This is a genomic window from Streptomyces sp. NPDC086554 (assembly GCF_040686095.1).
Classification (GTDB): Bacteria; Actinomycetota; Actinomycetes; order Streptomycetales; family Streptomycetaceae; genus Streptomyces.
In genome coordinates this window covers 107,720-125,953 of record NZ_JBFBJK010000015.1, presented here as the reverse complement: position 1 = coordinate 125,953, position 18,234 = coordinate 107,720, and the positions used below count along the sequence as shown (strand labels likewise).

At 69.7% G+C, this 18,234-nt stretch carries 17 protein-coding genes; 14 read left to right on the top strand and 3 right to left on the bottom strand.

Annotated features, from left to right (window positions below; translation table 11 throughout):
* The first annotated feature begins 6 nt into the window (after nucleotides 1-6).
* The 8 genes from murG (at nucleotide 7) to AB0O76_RS24950 (ending at nucleotide 7,141) form a co-directional block, all read left to right on the top strand.
* Nucleotides 7-1,101, top strand: coding sequence for an undecaprenyldiphospho-muramoylpentapeptide beta-N-acetylglucosaminyltransferase (murG, locus tag AB0O76_RS24985; protein ID WP_135333683.1), 1,095 nt, complete (start codon nucleotides 7-9; stop codon nucleotides 1,099-1,101).
* Nucleotides 1,102-1,134: 33 nt separating this feature from the next.
* Nucleotides 1,135-1,923, top strand: coding sequence for an FtsQ-type POTRA domain-containing protein (locus AB0O76_RS24980; protein WP_365495333.1), 789 nt, complete (start codon nucleotides 1,135-1,137; stop codon nucleotides 1,921-1,923).
* A 274-nt stretch (nucleotides 1,924-2,197) separates the two neighbouring features.
* Nucleotides 2,198-3,418, top strand: coding sequence for a cell division protein FtsZ (gene ftsZ, locus AB0O76_RS24975; protein ID WP_365495330.1), 1,221 nt, complete (start codon nucleotides 2,198-2,200; stop codon nucleotides 3,416-3,418).
* Entirely contained in the window at nucleotides 3,415-4,146 is a 732-nt protein-coding gene (pgeF, locus tag AB0O76_RS24970) for a peptidoglycan editing factor PgeF (protein ID WP_365495327.1), read from the top strand. The genes ftsZ and pgeF overlap by 4 nt, the downstream gene beginning before the upstream one ends.
* Before the next feature lie 6 nt (nucleotides 4,147-4,152).
* On the top strand, nucleotides 4,153-4,872 hold the full coding sequence (locus AB0O76_RS24965) for a YggS family pyridoxal phosphate-dependent enzyme (RefSeq protein WP_365495324.1): 720 nt from the start codon (nucleotides 4,153-4,155) through the stop codon (nucleotides 4,870-4,872).
* Between the two features lie 124 nt (nucleotides 4,873-4,996).
* The gene (sepF, locus tag AB0O76_RS24960) at nucleotides 4,997-5,641 is read left to right on the top strand and encodes a cell division protein SepF (protein WP_135333688.1); all 645 of its coding nucleotides are present in this window, start codon (nucleotides 4,997-4,999) and stop codon (nucleotides 5,639-5,641) included.
* Nucleotides 5,642-5,712: 71 nt separating this feature from the next.
* Nucleotides 5,713-5,997, top strand: coding sequence for a YggT family protein (locus AB0O76_RS24955; RefSeq protein WP_365495320.1), 285 nt, complete (start codon nucleotides 5,713-5,715; stop codon nucleotides 5,995-5,997).
* 46 nt (nucleotides 5,998-6,043) lie between these two features.
* Nucleotides 6,044-7,141, top strand: coding sequence for a DivIVA domain-containing protein (locus AB0O76_RS24950; protein WP_266867984.1), 1,098 nt, complete (start codon nucleotides 6,044-6,046; stop codon nucleotides 7,139-7,141).
* A gap of 202 nt (nucleotides 7,142-7,343) precedes the next feature.
* Here the strand turns inward: AB0O76_RS24950 and ileS are convergent, their stop codons facing one another.
* The gene (gene ileS / locus AB0O76_RS24945) at nucleotides 7,344-10,484 is read right to left on the bottom strand and encodes an isoleucine--tRNA ligase (protein ID WP_365495317.1); all 3,141 of its coding nucleotides are present in this window, start codon (nucleotides 10,482-10,484) and stop codon (nucleotides 7,344-7,346) included.
* 350 nt (nucleotides 10,485-10,834) lie between these two features.
* Complete coding sequence (locus AB0O76_RS24940) at nucleotides 10,835-11,026, bottom strand: DUF1059 domain-containing protein (RefSeq protein WP_365495314.1); 192 nt, start codon at nucleotides 11,024-11,026, stop codon at nucleotides 10,835-10,837.
* Nucleotides 11,027-11,344: 318 nt separating this feature from the next.
* Here AB0O76_RS24940 and AB0O76_RS24935 point away from each other — a divergent pair, with 318 nt between their 5' ends.
* The 6 genes from AB0O76_RS24935 (at nucleotide 11,345) to AB0O76_RS24910 (ending at nucleotide 17,119) form a co-directional block, all read left to right on the top strand.
* Nucleotides 11,345-12,232, top strand: coding sequence for a TraR/DksA C4-type zinc finger protein (locus AB0O76_RS24935; RefSeq protein ID WP_365495311.1), 888 nt, complete (start codon nucleotides 11,345-11,347; stop codon nucleotides 12,230-12,232).
* A gap of 78 nt (nucleotides 12,233-12,310) precedes the next feature.
* Nucleotides 12,311-12,988: a signal peptidase II gene (lspA, locus tag AB0O76_RS24930; RefSeq protein WP_365495308.1), complete on the top strand. Its 678-nt coding sequence runs from the start codon at nucleotides 12,311-12,313 to the stop codon at nucleotides 12,986-12,988.
* 80 nt (nucleotides 12,989-13,068) lie between these two features.
* A complete protein-coding gene (locus AB0O76_RS24925) occupies nucleotides 13,069-14,010 on the top strand; it encodes an RluA family pseudouridine synthase (RefSeq protein ID WP_365495306.1) in 942 nt (313 codons plus the stop codon).
* Complete coding sequence (locus AB0O76_RS24920; RefSeq protein ID WP_365495303.1) at nucleotides 14,007-14,486, top strand: GNAT family N-acetyltransferase; 480 nt, start codon at nucleotides 14,007-14,009, stop codon at nucleotides 14,484-14,486. The genes AB0O76_RS24925 and AB0O76_RS24920 overlap by 4 nt, the downstream gene beginning before the upstream one ends.
* 168 nt (nucleotides 14,487-14,654) lie before the next feature.
* Nucleotides 14,655-15,410 carry a heparin lyase I family protein gene (locus AB0O76_RS24915; protein ID WP_365495300.1) on the top strand — a complete coding sequence of 252 codons (756 nt, stop codon included), beginning with the start codon at nucleotides 14,655-14,657 and terminating at the stop codon, nucleotides 15,408-15,410.
* Nucleotides 15,411-15,529: 119 nt separating this feature from the next.
* A complete protein-coding gene (locus tag AB0O76_RS24910) occupies nucleotides 15,530-17,119 on the top strand; it encodes a Na+/H+ antiporter (RefSeq protein ID WP_365495298.1) in 1,590 nt (529 codons plus the stop codon).
* A 22-nt stretch (nucleotides 17,120-17,141) separates the two neighbouring features.
* Here the strand turns inward: AB0O76_RS24910 and AB0O76_RS24905 are convergent, their stop codons facing one another.
* On the bottom strand, nucleotides 17,142-18,233 hold the full coding sequence (locus AB0O76_RS24905; protein ID WP_365495295.1) for a mechanosensitive ion channel domain-containing protein: 1,092 nt from the start codon (nucleotides 18,231-18,233) through the stop codon (nucleotides 17,142-17,144).
* Nucleotide 18,234 lies beyond the last annotated feature (1 nt).

Genomic DNA, 18,234 nt, shown 5'->3' with positions numbered 1-18,234 from the left:
ATTTCGGTGCATGTCGTACTCGCCGGTGGGGGGACCGCCGGCCACATCGAGCCCGCGCTCGCCCTCGCGGACGCCCTGCGGAGGCAGGACCCGACCGTGGGCATCACGGCCCTGGGCACGGAGCGTGGACTCGAGACCCGACTCGTACCCGAGCGGGGCTACGAACTGGCGCTGATCCCCGCCGTACCGCTGCCGCGCAAGCCCACCCCTGAGCTGATCACCGTGCCGGGGCGGTTGCGCGGCACGATCAAGGCAGCCGAGCAGATCCTGGAGCGCACCAAGGCGGACTGCGTCGTCGGCTTCGGCGGCTATGTCGCGCTGCCCGGCTACCTCGCGGCCAAGCGGACCGGGACGCCGATCGTCGTCCACGAGGCCAACGCCCGTCCCGGCCTCGCCAACAAGATCGGTTCGCGGTACGCCCACGGGGTGGCCGTCGCCACCCCCGACAGCAAGCTGCGCAACTCCCGCTACATCGGCATCCCGCTGCGCCACACCATCGCCACGCTCGACCGGGCCCGGGTCCGCCCGGAGGCGCGCGCGGCCTTCGGCCTCGACCCCAACCTGCCGACGCTGCTCGTCTCCGGCGGCTCGCAGGGCGCCCGGCGGCTCAACGAGGTCGTCCAGCAGATCGCTCCGGTCCTTCAGCGCGCGGGCATCCAGATCCTGCACGCGGTCGGCCCGAAGAACGAAATGCCGTACGTCGAGAACATGCCCGGTATGCCGCCCTACATCCCGGTACCGTACGTGGACCGGATGGACCTCGCGTACGCCGCTGCCGACATGATGCTCTGCCGCGCGGGCGCGATGACCGTCGCCGAACTCTCCGCCGTCGGGCTGCCGGCCGCGTACGTTCCGCTGCCCATCGGCAACGGCGAACAGCGGCTGAACGCCCAGCCGGTGGTCAAGGCGGGCGGTGGACTCCTGGTCGACGACGCCGAACTGACGCCCGAGTGGGTCCAGGGCAATGTGCTCCCGGTGCTCGCCGATCCGCACCGGCTGTACGAGATGTCCCGCGCCGCATCGGAGTTCGGCCGCAGGGACGCCGACGACCTCCTCGTCGGCATGGTGTACGAGGCGATCGCCTCACGCCATCACGCGTGAGCAGGTACTAGCAGGCACAGAAGGCAGGGGACCGTGGCCGGACCGACCACCGCCGAACGGCAGAAGCTCGACTCCGGCCCGCCCCGCCCGCCACGCTCCCGCGTGCGCCTGCCGCGGCCGCGCACCCTCGTCCTCGCGCTGATCGCACTCGTGCTGGTCGGCGCGGGGGGCGTCTGGGCGCTCTACGGGTCGGAGTGGCTGCGCGTGGAGCGCGTGACGACTTCGGGTACCCGGGTTCTGACGCCCGCAGAGGTGCGCGAGGCCGCCGCCGCCCCGGTCGGGGCGCCGCTCATTTCGATCGACACCGATGCCATCGAGGACCGGCTGCGCAAGAAACTGCCGCGTATCGACTCGGTCGACGTCGTCCGTTCCTGGCCGCACGGAATCGGTCTGAAAGTGAGCGAACGCAAGCCGGTCCTGCTTATCGAAAAGGGCGGAAAGTTCGTCGAAGTGGACGCCAAGGGAGTGCGATTCGCCACGGTCGGTCATGCGTCGAAGGGCGTTCCGCTCCTGGAATTGATGCCGGATCAGGAGAACGCGGCGGCGAGTCTGCGCCGTTTCGACAGCGACCGTCTGCGGCGCGAGGCGGTACGCGTCGCGGGCGCCCTGCCGGCCGCGGTGGCCCGCGAAACCCGGGTGGTCAAGGCCCGTTCGTACGACTCGATCTCACTGGAGTTGAGCGGCGGGCGGACCGTGGACTGGGGCAGCAGCGAGAAGGGCCGTGCGAAGGCGAGCACACTCATCGCCCTGATGAAAGCCGCCCCCAAGGCACGGCACTTCGATGTGAGTGTCCCCACCGCCCCTGCGGCATCGGCGAGTTGACGCACATCGTCGCAGGCCAGCACCCTGGTTCGGCAGCGCTACGGCTGATCACATAGGGTGAAAAGAAAAACGGGAGGTTCGGCGTGTTCGTTGAACGTGCGCCACTTGTCGACTTAGTGTCCTGTTCGGAGAGTCCAAGGAACAGACACACTGGTAACCCTAAACTTCAGCGTTAGGGTTCGGGTCGGCGTTCGGACCGTCCCATTCGGCATCAGTCGTCGCGGCGCGAGACCGCGAGGCGGCGACACGTAACTCGAGGCGAGAGGCCTTCGACGTGGCAGCACCGCAGAACTACCTCGCAGTCATCAAAGTCATCGGTGTCGGCGGCGGTGGTGTCAATGCCATCAACCGGATGATCGAGGTCGGTCTCAAGGGCGTCGAGTTCATCGCCATCAACACCGACGCGCAAGCCCTGTTGATGAGCGACGCCGACGTCAAGCTCGACGTCGGCCGTGAACTCACCCGCGGACTCGGCGCCGGAGCGAACCCGGCAGTCGGCCGCAAGGCGGCCGAAGATCACCGTGAGGAGATCGAGGAGGTCCTCAAGGGGGCCGACATGGTCTTCGTCACCGCCGGCGAAGGCGGCGGCACCGGCACCGGCGGCGCACCTGTCGTCGCCAACATCGCACGCTCCCTGGGCGCCCTGACCATCGGCGTCGTCACCCGGCCGTTCACCTTCGAGGGCCGTCGTCGCGCCAACCAGGCCGAGGACGGGATCGCGGAGCTGCGCGAAGAGGTCGACACCCTCATCGTCATCCCCAACGACCGGCTCCTGTCCATCTCGGACCGTCAGGTCAGCGTTCTGGACGCCTTCAAGTCGGCGGACCAGGTCCTGCTCTCCGGTGTCCAGGGCATCACCGACCTGATCACGACCCCGGGTCTGATCAACCTCGACTTCGCCGACGTCAAGTCGGTCATGTCCGAGGCGGGTTCGGCCCTCATGGGCATCGGCTCGGCGCGCGGCGACGACCGCGCGGTGGCCGCGGCCGAGATGGCGATCTCCTCACCGCTGCTCGAGGCGTCCATCGACGGAGCGCGGGGCGTCCTGCTCTCCATCTCCGGTGGCTCCGACCTCGGCCTCTTCGAGATCAACGAAGCGGCCCAACTGGTCAGTGAGGCGGCCCACCCCGAGGCCAACATCATCTTCGGCGCCGTCATCGACGACGCCCTGGGCGACGAGGTCAGGGTCACCGTCATCGCGGCGGGCTTCGACGGCGGGCAGCCACCGTCCAAGCGGGACAACGTCCTCGGCTCGGCTTCGGCCAAGCGCGAGGAGCAGCCGGCGGCCCCGGCCCGTCCCGCGGAGTCCCGCCCGCCCTACGGCGGCCTCGGCAGCGTCGCGCCCCGCGAGGAGCCGTCGACGCCGGAGCCCGTGGAGGCGGCCCCGGTCAGCGAGGCTCCGTCCGCGCCCGCGGCCCCGCCGCAGGTTCCGCCGGCCCGTCCGTACCAGGACAGCCAGGCCGAAGAGCTGGACGTGCCGGACTTCCTCAAGTGATAAGTCAGCACAGCACCGTGAGCGGCGCGCACTTCGCCTTCACCGACAGGTGGGGCGGGGTGAGCGCCGTTCCGTACGAAGAGCTCAATCTCGGCGGGGCGGTCGGCGACGACCCGCAGGCCGTGCGCACCAACCGCGACCTTGCCGCCAAGTCCCTCGGGATCGACCCGGCCCGGGTCGTCTGGATGAACCAGGTGCACGGCAACGATGTCGCGGTGGTGGACGGCCCCTGGGGCGCCGACACCGAGATCCCCGCCGTCGACGCCGTGGTGACCGCACGCCGGGGCATTGCCCTGGCCGTCCTCACCGCCGACTGCACGCCCGTCCTGCTCGCCGACCCGGTCGCCAAGGTCGCGGCCGCGGCGCACGCGGGTCGCCCCGGGATGGTCGCCGGGGTCGTCCCGGCCGCTGTCGAGGCGATGGTGAAGCTGGGCGCGGACCCGGCCCGCATCGTCGCCCGCACCGGGCCCGCCGTCTGCGGGCGTTGCTATGAGGTGCCGGAGCCGATGCGCGCCGATGTCGCCGCCGCGGAGTCCGCGGCGTACGCCGAGACGAGCTGGGGCACACCGGCGGTCGATGTGACCGCGGGGGTGCACGCCCAGCTGGAGCGGCTCGGGGTGCGCGACCGGGAGCAGTCGCCGGTGTGCACGCTGGAATCCGGTGACCACTTCTCGTACCGCCGCGACCGGACCACCGGTCGTCTCGCGGGCTATGTCTGGCTGGACTGATTGCACATGACGGACCGTAAGTCTCAACTCGCCGCAAATCTGGCGCAGGTCGAGGAGCGCATCGCCGCGGCGTGCGCTGCGGCCGGGCGCAAGCGGGAGGAGGTGACCCTGATCGTGGTCACCAAGACCTATCCCGCGAGCGATGTACGGATCCTGTCGGAACTCGGTGTGCGCCATGTCGCCGAGAACCGCGACCAGGACGCGGCCCCCAAGGCCGCCGACTGCTCGGATCTGCCCCTTACTTGGCACTTTGTCGGTCAGTTGCAGACCAACAAGGTCCGTTCTGTGGCCAGTTATGCCGATGTGGTGCAGTCCGTGGACCGTCCCAAGCTCGTCACGGCCCTGTCGACGGCCGCGGTGCGCGCGGAGCGGGAGCTCGGCTGTCTGATCCAGGTCGCGCTCGACGCCGAGGAGAACGGGCGGGGTGAGCGCGGGGGCGTAGGGGCGGGCGGAATCGAAGAGTTGGCCGGACTCGTGGCGGAAGCTCCCGGACTGCGGCTCGACGGTCTGATGACCGTCGCACCGCTCGCCGGGCCGTACGCGGGGCGGCAACAGGCGGCGTTCGAGCGGCTGATGGAATTCTCAACCCTCATGCGCGCGGCTCATCCTGCTGCGAACATGGTGTCGGCAGGGATGAGTGCGGACCTCGAACAGGCCGTGGCGGCCGGAGCGACACATGTGCGCGTCGGTACGGCGGTACTCGGAGTCCGACCCGGGCTCGGGTAACGTCGCCAAGAAGTCGGACCACAGCAGAAAATATGGTCATTCTCGCTGTTGGGCGGGGATGCCTCGTGGATCGCGGGCAGTTGGTGACGACAGCCGATCCACCACAGAGCGGAGGACTCAGAGCATGGCCGGCGCGATGCGCAAGATGGCGGTCTACCTCGGCCTCGTGGAGGACGATGGGTACGACGGTCCGGGGTTCGACCCCGATGACGAGTTCGAACCCGAGCCGGAGCCCGAGCGGGACCGCCGGCGGCACGAGCCGCCACATCAGTCGCACCAGTCCCGCCAGGCGCATGTGTCTGATCGGGACGAATCGGTACGAGTGGTACAACCCCCCGCTCAGCGCGAGCCGGTCGCCCATTCCGCTTCGGTGCCCGCCGAATCCGGACGTCCGGCACGTATCGCCCCCGTGGCATCCATCACACCTGAACGCCAGAGCCTGGAGAAGAACGCACCGGTGATCATGCCCAAGGTCGTGTCCGAGCGGGAGCCCTACCGCATCACCACGCTGCACCCGCGGACGTACAACGAGGCCCGTACCATCGGGGAACACTTCCGTGAGGGCACTCCGGTGATCATGAATCTGACCGAGATGGACGACACGGATGCGAAGCGACTTGTCGACTTTGCCGCCGGTCTGGTGTTCGGTCTCCATGGCAGCATTGAGCGAGTGACGCAGAAGGTGTTCCTGTTGTCGCCTGCTAACGTCGATGTAACGGCGGAGGACAAGGCTCGCATCGCAGAGGGCGGGTTCTTCAACCAGAGCTGAGACGTAAGTGACCCAGTAGACGCAAGAACCGGCAACGAAGCACGAGAAACAGGGGAGAGGGAACCGCGGACATGAGCGTGGTCTTGCAGGTGATTTACATCGCGCTGATGTGTTTCCTCATCGTGCTGATCTTCCGGTTGGTCATGGACTACGTCTTCCAGTTCGCCCGCTCATGGCAACCCGGCAAGGCGATGGTGGTCGTTCTGGAGGCCACCTACACTGTCACTGATCCACCGCTCAAGCTTCTGCGGCGGTTCATTCCGCCGCTGCGTCTCGGGGGCGTGGCGCTCGACCTGTCCTTCTTCGTACTGATGATCATCGTCTACATCCTGATCTCCGTCGTGAGCCGGCTGTGAACGATACGGTCTTGCCGAATGCCGACGACTACGTTGAGGTGAAGAGATGCCGTTGACCCCCGAGGATGTGCGGAACAAGCAGTTCACGACCGTCCGCCTCCGAGAAGGCTATGACGAGGACGAGGTCGATGCCTTCCTCGACGAGGTCGAAGCCGAACTGACTCGCTTGCTCCGCGAGAACGAGGACCTGCGCGCCAAACTGGCCGCAGCCACCCGCGCCGCTGCGCAGAACCAGCAGCAGGGAGGGATGCGCAAGGGTCCCGACGGGCCGCAGGACCAGCGCGGTCCCGGCGCCCCGGTGCCCGCCGCAATATCGGGCCCGCAGCCGGTGCCGCCGCAGCAGCACCCGCAGCACCAGCAGATGGGCGGCCCGCCGCAGCTTCCCGGTGGCGCACCGCAGCTGCCCGCAGGCCCCAGTGGGCACGGCCCGCAGGGTCCCGGTCCGCAGGGCCCCGGCCCCATGGGCCAGGGTCCGATGGGTGGCCCGATGGGCGGTCCCATGGGCGGCCACGGTCCGCAGATGCCGCAGCCCGGTCAGGGCCCCGGCGGCGACAGCGCCGCTCGCGTGCTCTCCCTTGCTCAGCAGACCGCCGACCAGGCGATCGCGGAGGCCCGTTCCGAGGCCAACAAGATCGTCGGCGAGGCCCGTTCGCGCGCCGAGGGCCTCGAGCGTGACGCCCGTGCCAAGGCCGACGCCCTGGAGCGGGACGCGCAGGAGAAGCACCGCGTCGCGATGGGCTCCCTGGAGTCCGCTCGCGCCACGCTGGAGCGCAAGGTCGAGGACCTGCGCGGCTTCGAGCGCGAGTACCGCACGCGTCTGAAGTCCTACCTGGAGTCGCAGCTCCGTCAGTTGGAGACCCAGGCCGACGACTCGCTGGCTCCGCCGCGGACCCCGGCGACGGCTTCCCTTCCGCCGTCCCCGGCGCCCTCCATGGCTCCGGCCGGTGCGGGTGCCCCGTCCTACGGCGGCAACCAGTCGATGGGCGGCAACCAGCCCGCGGCCGGTCCGTCCTACGGCGGCCAGCAGCAGATGTCCCCGGCGATGACCCAGCCGATGGCGCCGGTGCGGCCGCAGGGCCCGCAGCCGATGCAGCAGGCTCCGTCGCCGATGCGTGGCTTCCTCATCGACGAGGACGACAACTGACGGGCACTTCCACGCCTTAGGCGTCGGCAGCGTTCAGGGCGGGGCCCCCAGATTCTCTGGGGGCCCCGCCCTTTTGTGTGGTCGCTGCCGGGGCGGGTGCAGAAACGTTCATCTGTGCGTGGGCACGCAACGCCGAAGGCCCGTACCCACCAAGATTCTTTGGTGGGTACGGGCCTTCGGCGGCGCCCGGAGGGCTGGGCGGCTACGCCTTGCGGAGGCGGAACGTCAGGGACAAGGACTCGTCCGTGAATGTCTCGCCGTAGGTGTCGTCCGCCTGACCCTGGCCGAAGTCCGTGGCGAGGACCTCGTCCGCGATCAGGTCGGCGTGGTCGGACAGGGCCGTGATCACGGCCGGGTCCGTGGAGGTCCAGCGCAGGGCGATCCGGTCCGCGACGTCCAGGCCGCTGTTCTTGCGGGCCTCCTGGATCAGGCGGATCGCGTCACGCGCAAGGCCTGCCCTGCGCAGCTCCTCCGTGATCTCCAGGTCAAGGGCGACCGTGGCACCGGAGTCGGACGCCACCGACCAGCCCTCGCGCGGGGTCTCTGTGATGATGACCTCATCCGGGGCCAGCGTCACCGTCTCGCCGTCGACCTCGACCGAGGCCGTGCCCTCGCGCAGGGCCAGGGACAGCGCTGCCGCGTCGGCGTCGGCGACGGCCTTGGCGACCGCCTGGACGCCCTTGCCGAACCGCTTGCCCAGGGCGCGGAAGTTGGCCTTGGCCGTGGTGTCGACCAGCGAGCCGCCGACCTCGGAGAGGGACGCCAGCGAGGAGACGTTGAGCTCCTCCGTGATCTGGGAGTGCAGCTCCGGGTTGAGCGACTCGAAGCCCGTGGCCGCGATCAGGGCGCGGGAGAGCGGCTGACGGGTCTTGACGCCCGACTCGGCGCGCGTGGCACGGCCCAGCTCGACCAGGCGGCGCACCAGCACCATCTGCTTCGACAGGTCCGGGTCGATCGCCGACAGGTCGGCCTCGGGCCAGGACGTCAGGTGGACCGACTCCGGGGCGTCCGGAGTGACCGGCACCACCAGGTCCTGCCAGACGCGCTCGGTGATGAACGGCGTCAGCGGGGCCATCAGGCGCGTGACCGTCTCCAGGACCTCGTGCAGGGTGCGCAGGGCCGCCTTGTCGCCCTGCCAGAAGCGGCGACGGGAGCGGCGTACGTACCAGTTGGAGAGGTTGTCGACGAACGTGGACAGGAGCTTGCCCGCGCGCTGGGTGTCGTAGCCCTCCAGGGCCTGGGTGACCTGGTCGGTGAGCGCGTGCAGCTCGCTGAGCAGCCAGCGGTCCAGGAGCGGGCGGTCGGCGGGCGCCGGGTCGGCGTCGCTGGGGGCCCACTTCGACGTACGGGCGTACAGCGCCTGGAAGGCGACCGTGTTCCAGTACGTGAGGAGCGTCTTGCGGACGACCTCCTGGATGGTGCCGTGGCCCACGCGGCGGGCCGCCCACGGGGAGCCGCCCGCCGCCATGAACCAGCGCACGGCGTCGGCGCCGTGCCGGTCCATCAGCGGGATCGGGTCGAGGGTGTTGCCCAGGTGCTTGGACATCTTGCGGCCGTCCTCGGCGAGGATGTGGCCGAGGCAGACCACGTTCTCGTAGGACGACTTGTCGAAGACCAGGGTGCCGACGGCCATCAGCGTGTAGAACCAGCCGCGGGTCTGATCGATGGCCTCCGAGATGAACTGCGCCGGGTACCGGCTCTCGAAGAGCTCCTTGTTCTTGTGCGGGTATCCCCACTGCGCGAACGGCATCGAACCGGAGTCGTACCAGGCGTCGATGACCTCGGGGACGCGCGTCGCCGTCTCCTGGCAGGTCGGGCAGGGGAACGTGACCGCGTCGATGTACGGACGGTGCGGGTCGAGGTCCGCCTGGTCGGTGCCCGTCAGGTCGGAGAGCTCGGCGCGCGAGCCGACACACGTCAAGTGGCCTTCCTCGCAGCGCCAGATGGGCAGCGGGGTGCCCCAGTAGCGGTTGCGGGACAGCGCCCAATCGACGTTGTTGTTCAGCCAGTCGCCGAAGCGGCCGTGCTTGACCGAGTCCGGGAACCAGTTGGTCTTCTCGTTCTCCTGGAGGAGGCGGTCCTTGATGGCCGTCGTGCGGATGTACCAGGACGGCTGCGCGTAGTAGAGGAGCGCCGTGTGGCAGCGCCAGCAGTGCGGGTAGCTGTGCTCGTACGGGATGTGCTTGAAGAGCAGACCGCGCTCGCCCAGGTCCTCGGTCAGCTTTTCGTCGGCCTTCTTGAAGAAGACACCGCCTACGAGCGGGACGTCCTCCTCGAAGGTGCCGTCCGGGCGCACCGGGTTCACGACCGGGAGGCCGTACGCGCGGCAGACCTTGAGGTCGTCCTCACCGAAGGCGGGGGACTGGTGGACCAGACCCGTGCCGTCCTCGGTGGTCACGTAGTCGGCGTTGACCACGAAGTGGGCCGGAGCCGGGAACTCCACAAGATCGAAGGGGCGTTGGTAGTTCCAGCGCTCCATCTCGGCGCCGGTGAAGGTCTGGCCGGTGGTCTCCCAGCCCTCGCCGAGAGCCTTCTCGACCAGCGGCTCGGCGACCACGAGCTTCTCTTCGCCGTTCGTCGCGACGACGTACGTGACATCGGGGTGCGCGGCGACCGCGGTGTTGGACACGAGGGTCCAGGGGGTGGTCGTCCACACGAGGAGGGCCGCTTCGCCCGCGAGCGGGCCGCCGGTGAGCGGGAAGCGGACGAAGACGGAGGGGTCGACGACCGTCTCGTAGCCCTGCGCCAGCTCGTGGTCGGAGAGGCCGGTGCCGCAGCGCGGGCACCAGGGGGCGACGCGGTGGTCCTGGACCAGGAGGTCCTTGTTGAAGATCTCCTTCAGGGACCACCAGACGGAGTCGACGTACTCCGGGTTCATGGTCCGGTACGCGTCGTCGAGGTCGACCCAGTAGCCCATGCGGGTCGTGAGGTCGGTGAAGGCGTCGGTGTGCCGGGTCACGGACTCGCGGCACTTGGCGTTGAACTCGGCGATGCCGTACGCCTCGATGTCCTTCTTGCCGTTGAACCCGAGCTCCTTCTCGACCGCGAGCTCGACGGGGAGGCCGTGGCAGTCCCAGCCGGCCTTGCGGGCGACGTGGTAGCCCCGCATGGTGCGGAAGCGCGGGAAGACGTCCTTGAAGACGCGGGCCTCGATGTGGTGGGCGCCCGGCATGCCGTTGGCCGTGGGCGGGCCCTCGTAGAACACCCACTCGGGGCGTCCCTCGGACTGCTCGAGGCTCTTGGCGAAGATCTTCTGCTCGCGCCAGAAGTCGAGCACGGCGTGCTCAAGGGCGGGCAGGTCGACCTGGGCGGGCACCTGGCGGTACTGCGGCTGCGTGTTCAACGCGCTTCCTCCGGCGGACGATTCCGTTCCGTCGGAGGGACGAGAGCCGCTTGTCGCGCTCCCGCGGTACCACCCTCCTTGGCCTTCCCTACGCGTGTGGCGCACGGGAAAGCCCCCTCATTGGGGTCGCGATGCCGGGTCTACTGGCCTTCGGCCTTCTTCCGGCGGCTCCGGGGTGATCTTCACGTCGCGCCTGCCCCCGGGCTCACACCGTCCCCGGGTCGCTCATGGCCGCTTACGCCGCTACTCGTCCCCATCCACGCTTCTCGCTCCGTCCAGTGTACGGGGCCGTGGCGGACCCGGCCGACCGGTTTTCGGCGGGCGGTCGGAGGGAGCGGCGAGGGGCCTGCTCAGGCGTGCTGGGGGACTTCGTCCTTGAGGGAGTCGCGGATCATCTTCCTCAGCTCGGGGCCGTCCGTGTGCCCGTGGACAGAAACGGCGTGCTCGCTGGCGGCGCGGACCACTTCTTCCTCTTCGCCGGAGATGGCGAGGGTGCAGTGGGTCTCGCTCGGGAATTCGCGGCAGTCGGTGACTTTGCGCATGGCGCACCTTCCTAGCTCGTACCCAATTTTAAGCCCGTTTGGCCACCCGGGGCGGAGGTCCCGCCGGGGTGGGCGCCCGGTGCGGGTGAGACCTCGGGGACTGACCCGAATGGCGACATGCTGAGCGTCCGGATCCTGACCGCCGGTGCCTGGCGGATTACCGGGCGGGGAGCTGGGCACAACGCTTGCATGCCCGCCGCGCGGCACCCGTGGGGCGGGCGAATCGGGCGGCGTGCCCCGTTGCCGCGGGCGTTGAGTCGATTTATCGTCCCAGCACGATTCGCGAGCAAGATCACAATATGTGAAGGGGCCGCGGCCATGGTGGCGAAGAAGACCGCCGTACAGCATTCGGCGTCGGGCAGATCCACGGGCGCGGCCACGCAGGGAGCGAACGGGGTACAGCCCGAGAAGGCGGAGAAGGTGGCGAAGGCGGCGGCCAAGAAGACGACCGCGAAGAAGGCCACCGCGAAGAAGACGGCCAAGAAGACGGCCACCAAGGCGGCTGCCAAGACGGCTGCCAAGGCGGCGGCCGAGAAGACGGCTGCCAAGAAGGCCGTCACCAAGAAGGTGGCGGCCAAGAAGGCGCCACCGGCGGACGCGGCCCCTCCGGCGAAGAAGACGGCTGCCAAGAAGAGCACGGCCAAGAAGAGCACAGCCAAGAAGGCGGCCGCGACCGCGGCCGAGGGTGCGGCTCAGGCCGCGGAGACGACGGGAGCCACGACAGTGGTTGCGAAGAAGACTCCGGGCACGGCGACGGCAGCGAAGAAGCCGACCGCGGTGCCCAAGGCACGTGTCGCCGCCGCGAAGCCCGGTGAGCTGGCGGTCCGGCCCGGCGAGGATCCCTGGACCCCGGAGGAGGTCGGGGAGGCGCACGCGGAGCTGCAGAGCGAGGCGCTGCGGCTCGGAGCTGAGATCACGTCCTCCGAGGACGCCCTGGCGGGCCTGATGCGGGACCCCGGGGACGGCGCCGGCGACGACGACGCGGACACCGGCACCAAGAACATCACGCGGGAACATGAGATGTCGCTGGCCGCCAACGCGCGCGAGATGCTCCTTCAGACGGAGCGCGCCCTGGAGCGGCTCGACGCGGGGACGTACGGCATCTGCGAAAACTGCGGCAATCCCATCGGCAAGGCGCGGATGCAGGCCTTCCCGCGCGCGACGCTGTGCGTCGAGTGCAAGCAGAAGCAGGAACGGCGCTACTGACCACGGCCTGGCCACGTGGGGCCGTACGCGTGTGCCGTACCCTCGTCCCCAGTCAGGTACCTAGGTTGAGGGACTCACGTGGCAGAGGCGGAGCGCATCATCGGTACGCCGGATACCCCTGAGGCGGCTGGGGGAGCCGAGCCGGAGCAGTCCGACTCGGGCTCCGACGCCGCGCGTCAGGACGCTCGCGGCGAGCAGGACGCGCGGGGCGAGCAGGACGAGCAGGCTTCGCCGGACGAGCAGGACTCGGCGGACGAGCAGAAGCCCAAGGGCAAGCGCCGGATCCTCGTCCTGTTCGCGGTGGCCGTGTTCGCGTACGCCCTGGACCTCGTCAGCAAGATGATCGTCGTCGCGAAGCTCGAGCACCACGAGCCGATCGAGATCGTCGGCGACTGGCTCCGGTTCGAGGCCATCCGCAACGCGGGCGCCGCCTTCGGGTTCGGTGAGGCCTTCACCGTGATCTTCACCTGCATCGCGGCGGCCGTCATCGTCGTGATCGCCCGCCTGGCCCGCAAGCTCTACAGCCTGCCGTGGGCGATCGCGCTCGGCATGCTGCTCGGCGGGGCCCTCGGCAACCTCACCGACCGGATCTTCCGTTCCCCCGGTGTCTTCGAGGGCGCAGTGGTCGACTTCATCGCTCCGAAGGGCTTCGCGGTGTTCAACCTCGCGGACTCGGCGATCGTGTGCGGTGGCTTCCTGATCGTGATCCTGTCCTTCCGCGGCCTGGACCCGGACGGGACCGTCCACAAGGACTGATCCCCCAGGGGCCTTCCCCCGGGGCCTCCGGCGGGCGGCTGTGGTGCGGGAGTGTCAGTGGGCTCCTGCATACTCAATGGGTGAGTACGATTCCCGAGATCCGCACCCTGCCCGTACCGGACGGCCTGGAAGGCGAGCGCGTCGACGCCGCCATTTCGCGCATGTTCGGGTTCTCCCGTACGAAGGCCGCCGAGCTGGCGGCGGCAGGCAAGGTGATGGTCGACGGCAGCGTGGTCGGCAAGTCCGAGCGTGTGCACGGCGGCGCCTGGCTGGAGGTCGAGATGCCGCAGGCGCCCGCCCCGGTGCAGATCGTCGCCGAGCCCGTCGAGGGCATGGAGATCATCCATGACGACGACGACATCGTGGTGATCGTCAAGCCGGTGGGCGTGGCCGCGCACCCGAGCCCCGGCTGGACCGGGACGACCGTGATCGGCGGCCTCGCGGCAGCGGGCTATCGCATCTCCACCTCCGGTGCCGCCGAGCGCCAGGGCATCGTGCACCGCCTGGACGTCGGCACGTCCGGCCTGATGGCGGTCGCCAAGTCCGAGCGGGCGTACACCTCGCTGAAGCGCCAGTTCAAGGAGCGCACGGTCGACAAGCGCTACAACGCGCTGGTGCAGGGCCACCCGGACCCGATGAGCGGCACCATCGACGCCCCCATCGGCCGGCACCCGAACCACGACTACAAGTGGGCGGTCACGGCGGAGGGCAAGCCCTCCGTGACGCACTACGACCTCATCGAGGCGTTCCGCGCGGCCTCGCTGCTCGACATCAAGCTGGAGACGGGGCGCACGCACCAGATCCGCGTTCACATGGCGGCACATCGGCACCCGTGCGTCGGCGACCTGACGTACGGCGCGGATCCCACGATCGCCAAGCGGCTCGGCCTCACCCGCCAGTGGCTGCACGCGGTGCGACTCGGTTTCGAGCACCCCGGGAACGGCCAGTGGGTCGAGTTCGAGAGCCAGTACCCCGAAGACCTCCAGCAGGCGCTCGACCGCGTGCGGGCAGAGAGCTCGTGAGCGCCGGGGCTGACGCCTTCGTCTGCCGGGTCGCTGTGGACCCCGGTGACCTGGAGGCCTGTTTCGCGGTCCGCAAGGAAGTCTTCGTCGTCGAGCAGCAGGTCCCCGAAGACCTCGAGTACGACGCATACGACGCCGGGGCGGCGCATGTCATCGCGGTCCGCGCGGACGGACTGCCGCTGGGCACCGGCCGACTGCTGACCGGCGCGGCGGCCGCCGCGAAGAACGGCGGCGACACCCAGGTGGGCGCGCTCGGCCGGCTCGCGGTGACCAAGGCCGCGCGCGGCCTCGGTGTCGGGGCGGCCCTGGTGCGGGCGATCGAGGACGCGGCACGCGCGCGTGGCCTGACCGCCGTCGACCTGCACGCGCAGACGCATGCGCTGGGGTTCTACGAGCGGCTCGGTTATGCGGTCTACGGCCCGGAGTTCCCCGACGCGGGGATTCCGCACCGGGCGATGCGGAAGGCGCTGGCCTAGCGAGCGGCGGGGATCCGCGATGAACCGTTAGGAAACTTTCCAGTTGGTCTTGACGGGCGCCCTCGACGGCCCCTACCTTCGCGCCATCCCACCTCCCCTCCCTTCACGGAGCTCGTGATGCGCACCGCAGCACCCAGGAAGCACCGTAAAAGTCGTACTGTCATGAGCATGGCCAGCGCAATGGCCGCGATCGGCGCCCTCGGGCTCGCCGGGACCTGGAACGCCTCCGCGGGCGAGACCGCGGCCTCGCTCTGGCAGGCCGACCCCGCCAAGGGCACCAGCGTCTTCGAGGGCGTCGAGACCAAGCCGGGCACGGTCGGCGTCGTCGACGACCCCAAGGGGCAGTACGGCAAGACGTACAAGCTCTACACGTCGGGCGACAAGGTTGATCCGGATGAGCGGGTGCGCGTCGAGACCCGCGGCCACAAGAGGCCGGACGGCTCCCGGCTGCGCTTCCAGGAGGGCGACACCGTCTACGTGGGCTGGCGCGCTATGTGGAACCCGCTGCCCACCCACGCCGGGGACTGGGTCGCCCTGTGGCAGCTCAAGGACTACGGCAGCGGAGCGGCGACGCCGCCCCTGTCGATCAGGGCGCGCGGCAACGGCACCATCGACCTCGAGTACGCCGATCCAGATCTGAAGACGACCCAGTTGTGGGACGCGCCTCTGAAGACCGGCGAATGGCATCACTTCGTGGTCGGCATCAAGGTGTCCGACGATCCGGCCAAGGGCTCCGTCCAGTTCTGGTACGACGGCAAGCGGCAGGACCTGAGGGGCAGTTCGACGTACAAGGCCGCCACGCTGCGCGCGGACTGGGTGACCGACAAGTGGGGCGTGTACCGCTCCGACGGCGTCACCGGAGAGGCCACGGCCTACCTCAACGCCGCCAAGGTGGGCAGCCGCTACGACGACGTCGCCCCCTGACGCGGCCCGGCGGTCGGAGATCCGGCCCGCTGTGGCGCCGCATTGGTCCGGTTCGGGCGGAATGCGTGGCAGGGTTGAGGTCTTGATCGTCTGACTTGCCGACCGCCGGAGGGCGCACCGTGGACCAACTGGCGCTGCTGCTCGTTCTGTTGCTCGGCGCCGTGGTGACCGTGCCGCTGGGGGAGTGGTTCGGGCTGCCCGCGCCCGTTCTGATGACCCTGGCCGGGATCGTGCTCGCCTTTGTGAGCTGGGTGCCGAACGTCGAGATCCCGCCGGACTTCATCCTTCCGCTGGTGCTTCCGCCCTTGCTGTACGCGTCCGTCCAGCGCACTTCCTGGCGGCAGTTCACGGCCAACAGACGCCCGATCTTTCTGCTCGCGGTGGCGCTCGTCTTCGTGACGACCGCGGCCGTGGCGGCGGTCGCCAATTCGGTCGTTCCCGGGCTTCCGATCGCCGCGGCCGTCGCGCTCGGGGCGCTCGTCGCGCCGCCCGACCCGGTCGCCGCGACCGCCGTCGCCGGGTCGCTCGGGCTGCCCCGGCGGCTCGTGTCGATCCTGGAGGGGGAGGGGCTCTTCAACGACGTCACGGCGATCGTGCTCTACCACGTGGCGATCGCGGCGGCGGTCGGCGGGACGTTCTCCTGGCCGTCGGCGGTGGGGCAGTTGGTGCTCTCCGGGGTGGTCGCCGTCGCCGTGGGGCTCGCGCTCGGCTGGCTCACCAACAAGCTGATGGGGCTGCTCGGCGAAGCCACCCTGCAGACCGGCCTCACGCTGCTCGTGCCCTTCGTCAGCTATGTGCTGGCCGAGGAGCTTCTCGGCTCCGGCGTCCTGGCGGTGCTGACCACCGCGCTCTATCTCGCGGAGAACGCCGCGGACGCCGACGACGTACAAGGACGGATCACCGGGCAGGCGTTCTGGCAGATCGTCGACACCCTGGTGACCGGGGTCGCGTTCGGGCTCATCGGGCTCGAACTGCACAACGTCTTCGGTACGTCGGAGGGCCGCGAGCTGCGGATGCTCGGCTGGGGCGCGGCGATCGTGGCGGTCGTCGTCGGCGTACGACTGGTGTGGCTGCTGCCCGCGACATGGCTGGCCAAGAAGCTGCACAAGCGCAGGGACTACGACGAGGACATTCCCACGACCTGGCGCGAGACCGTCGTCATGTGGTGGTCGGGGATGCGCGGCGTCGCATCGGTCGCGCTGGCGCTCGCCATCCCCCTGAAGACGGACAGCGGGGATCCCTTCCCGGCCCGCGACGAGATCATCTTCATCGCGTTCTGCGTCATCATGGCGACCCTCGTGGTCCAGGGGCTCACCCTGCCCTGGCTGGTGAAGAAGCTCGGCGTGCGCGCGGACACCGATGTCGAGCGGGCCATCGAGCGGGAGCTCGCCGTCCGTGCGGCCAAGGCGGCCAAGCGCAGGCTCAAGGAGATCGAGGAGGTCGAGGAGCTGCCGGAGGACGTCCAGGAGCGGCTGCAGCGCGGTGCGTTCGACATCGGCGCCAGAATCAGCCCCGACATCGTCGACGACGAGCGGCGGGAGCGGTACGCCAAGCGCGTCGACCGGCTCAAGGCCGTCCAGCGCATCCAGCGCGAGATGATGTCCGCCGCCCGCCACGAGGTGCTCGCGGCGCGCAGCGAGCCCGGCGCCGACCCCGAGATCGTCGACCGCGTCCTGCACCATCTCGACGTACGCAGTCTGCGTCCCTGAGCCCCGGGCCCGTGGCGCGGTGTCAGCCACGCCCCGTGCGCGGGACGATCGGCGGCGCCGTATGCGGACGTTCGCCGTCCGGCGGCAGTTCGGCCCAGGCGGTGTTGACCCGCGGCAGCGCGTAGGGATGCTCCTCGGCCAGCCAGCCGATCAGCTGCTCGCGCACCGTGACCCGCACCGTCCAGATGTCGTCCGCGTCCTTGGCGGTGACCAGGGCCCGCACCTGGATCGTGTTCGGCGTCGTGTCCGTGACCGCGAGGCCCCAGTCCCTGCCGTCCCAGGCGCCGCACTCGCGCAGGATGTCCCGCAGCTTCTCGCGCATCTCCTGTACGGGCGCGCTGTGGTCGAGCTGGAAGAAGACCGTGCCGGTCATCTGGGCGCCGCCGCGCGACCAGTTCTCGAAGGGCTTCGACGTGAAGTACGACACGGGCATCGTGATCCGGCGTTCGTCCCAGGTCCGCACGGTCAGGAAGGTCAGCGTGATCTCGTCGACCGTGCCCCACTCGCCGTCCACCACCACCGTGTCCCCGAGCCGCACCATGTCGCCGAAGGCGATCTGCAGTCCGGCGAAGAGGTTGCCGAGCGTGGACTGCGCGGCGACGCCCGCGACGATGCCGAGCACGCCCGCCGATGCGAGGAGCGACGTTCCGGCCGCCTGCATCGCGGGGAAGGTCAGCAGCATCGCGCCGATGGCCACCACACAGACGACCGCGGTGACCACCCGCTGGATGAGCGTGACCTGCGTGCGCACCCGGCGCACCCGGGCCGGGTCGCGGTGGGCGGCGGCGTAACGCGCGTACGAGGCTTCCACGACGGCCGCCGCGATGCGGACGAGCAGCCACGCCATGGACCCGATGAGCACCAGGGTGAGTGTTCTGCCGATCCCCGCCGAGTGGTCCTCGGCGATCTGCGCCTGGTCGTACGAGCCGCGCAGCAGGGCCACGCACAGGACGACTTGGAGCGGCAGCCGGCAGCGGCGCAGGAGGCCCCACACCGGGGCGTCGGGGTGCCGGGTGTCGGCCCGGCGCAGCAGCACGTCGGCCAGCCACCCGACGGCCAGCGTGAGCACGACCGAGCCGCCGACCACGATCAACGGACGCAGTACGTTCTCCATG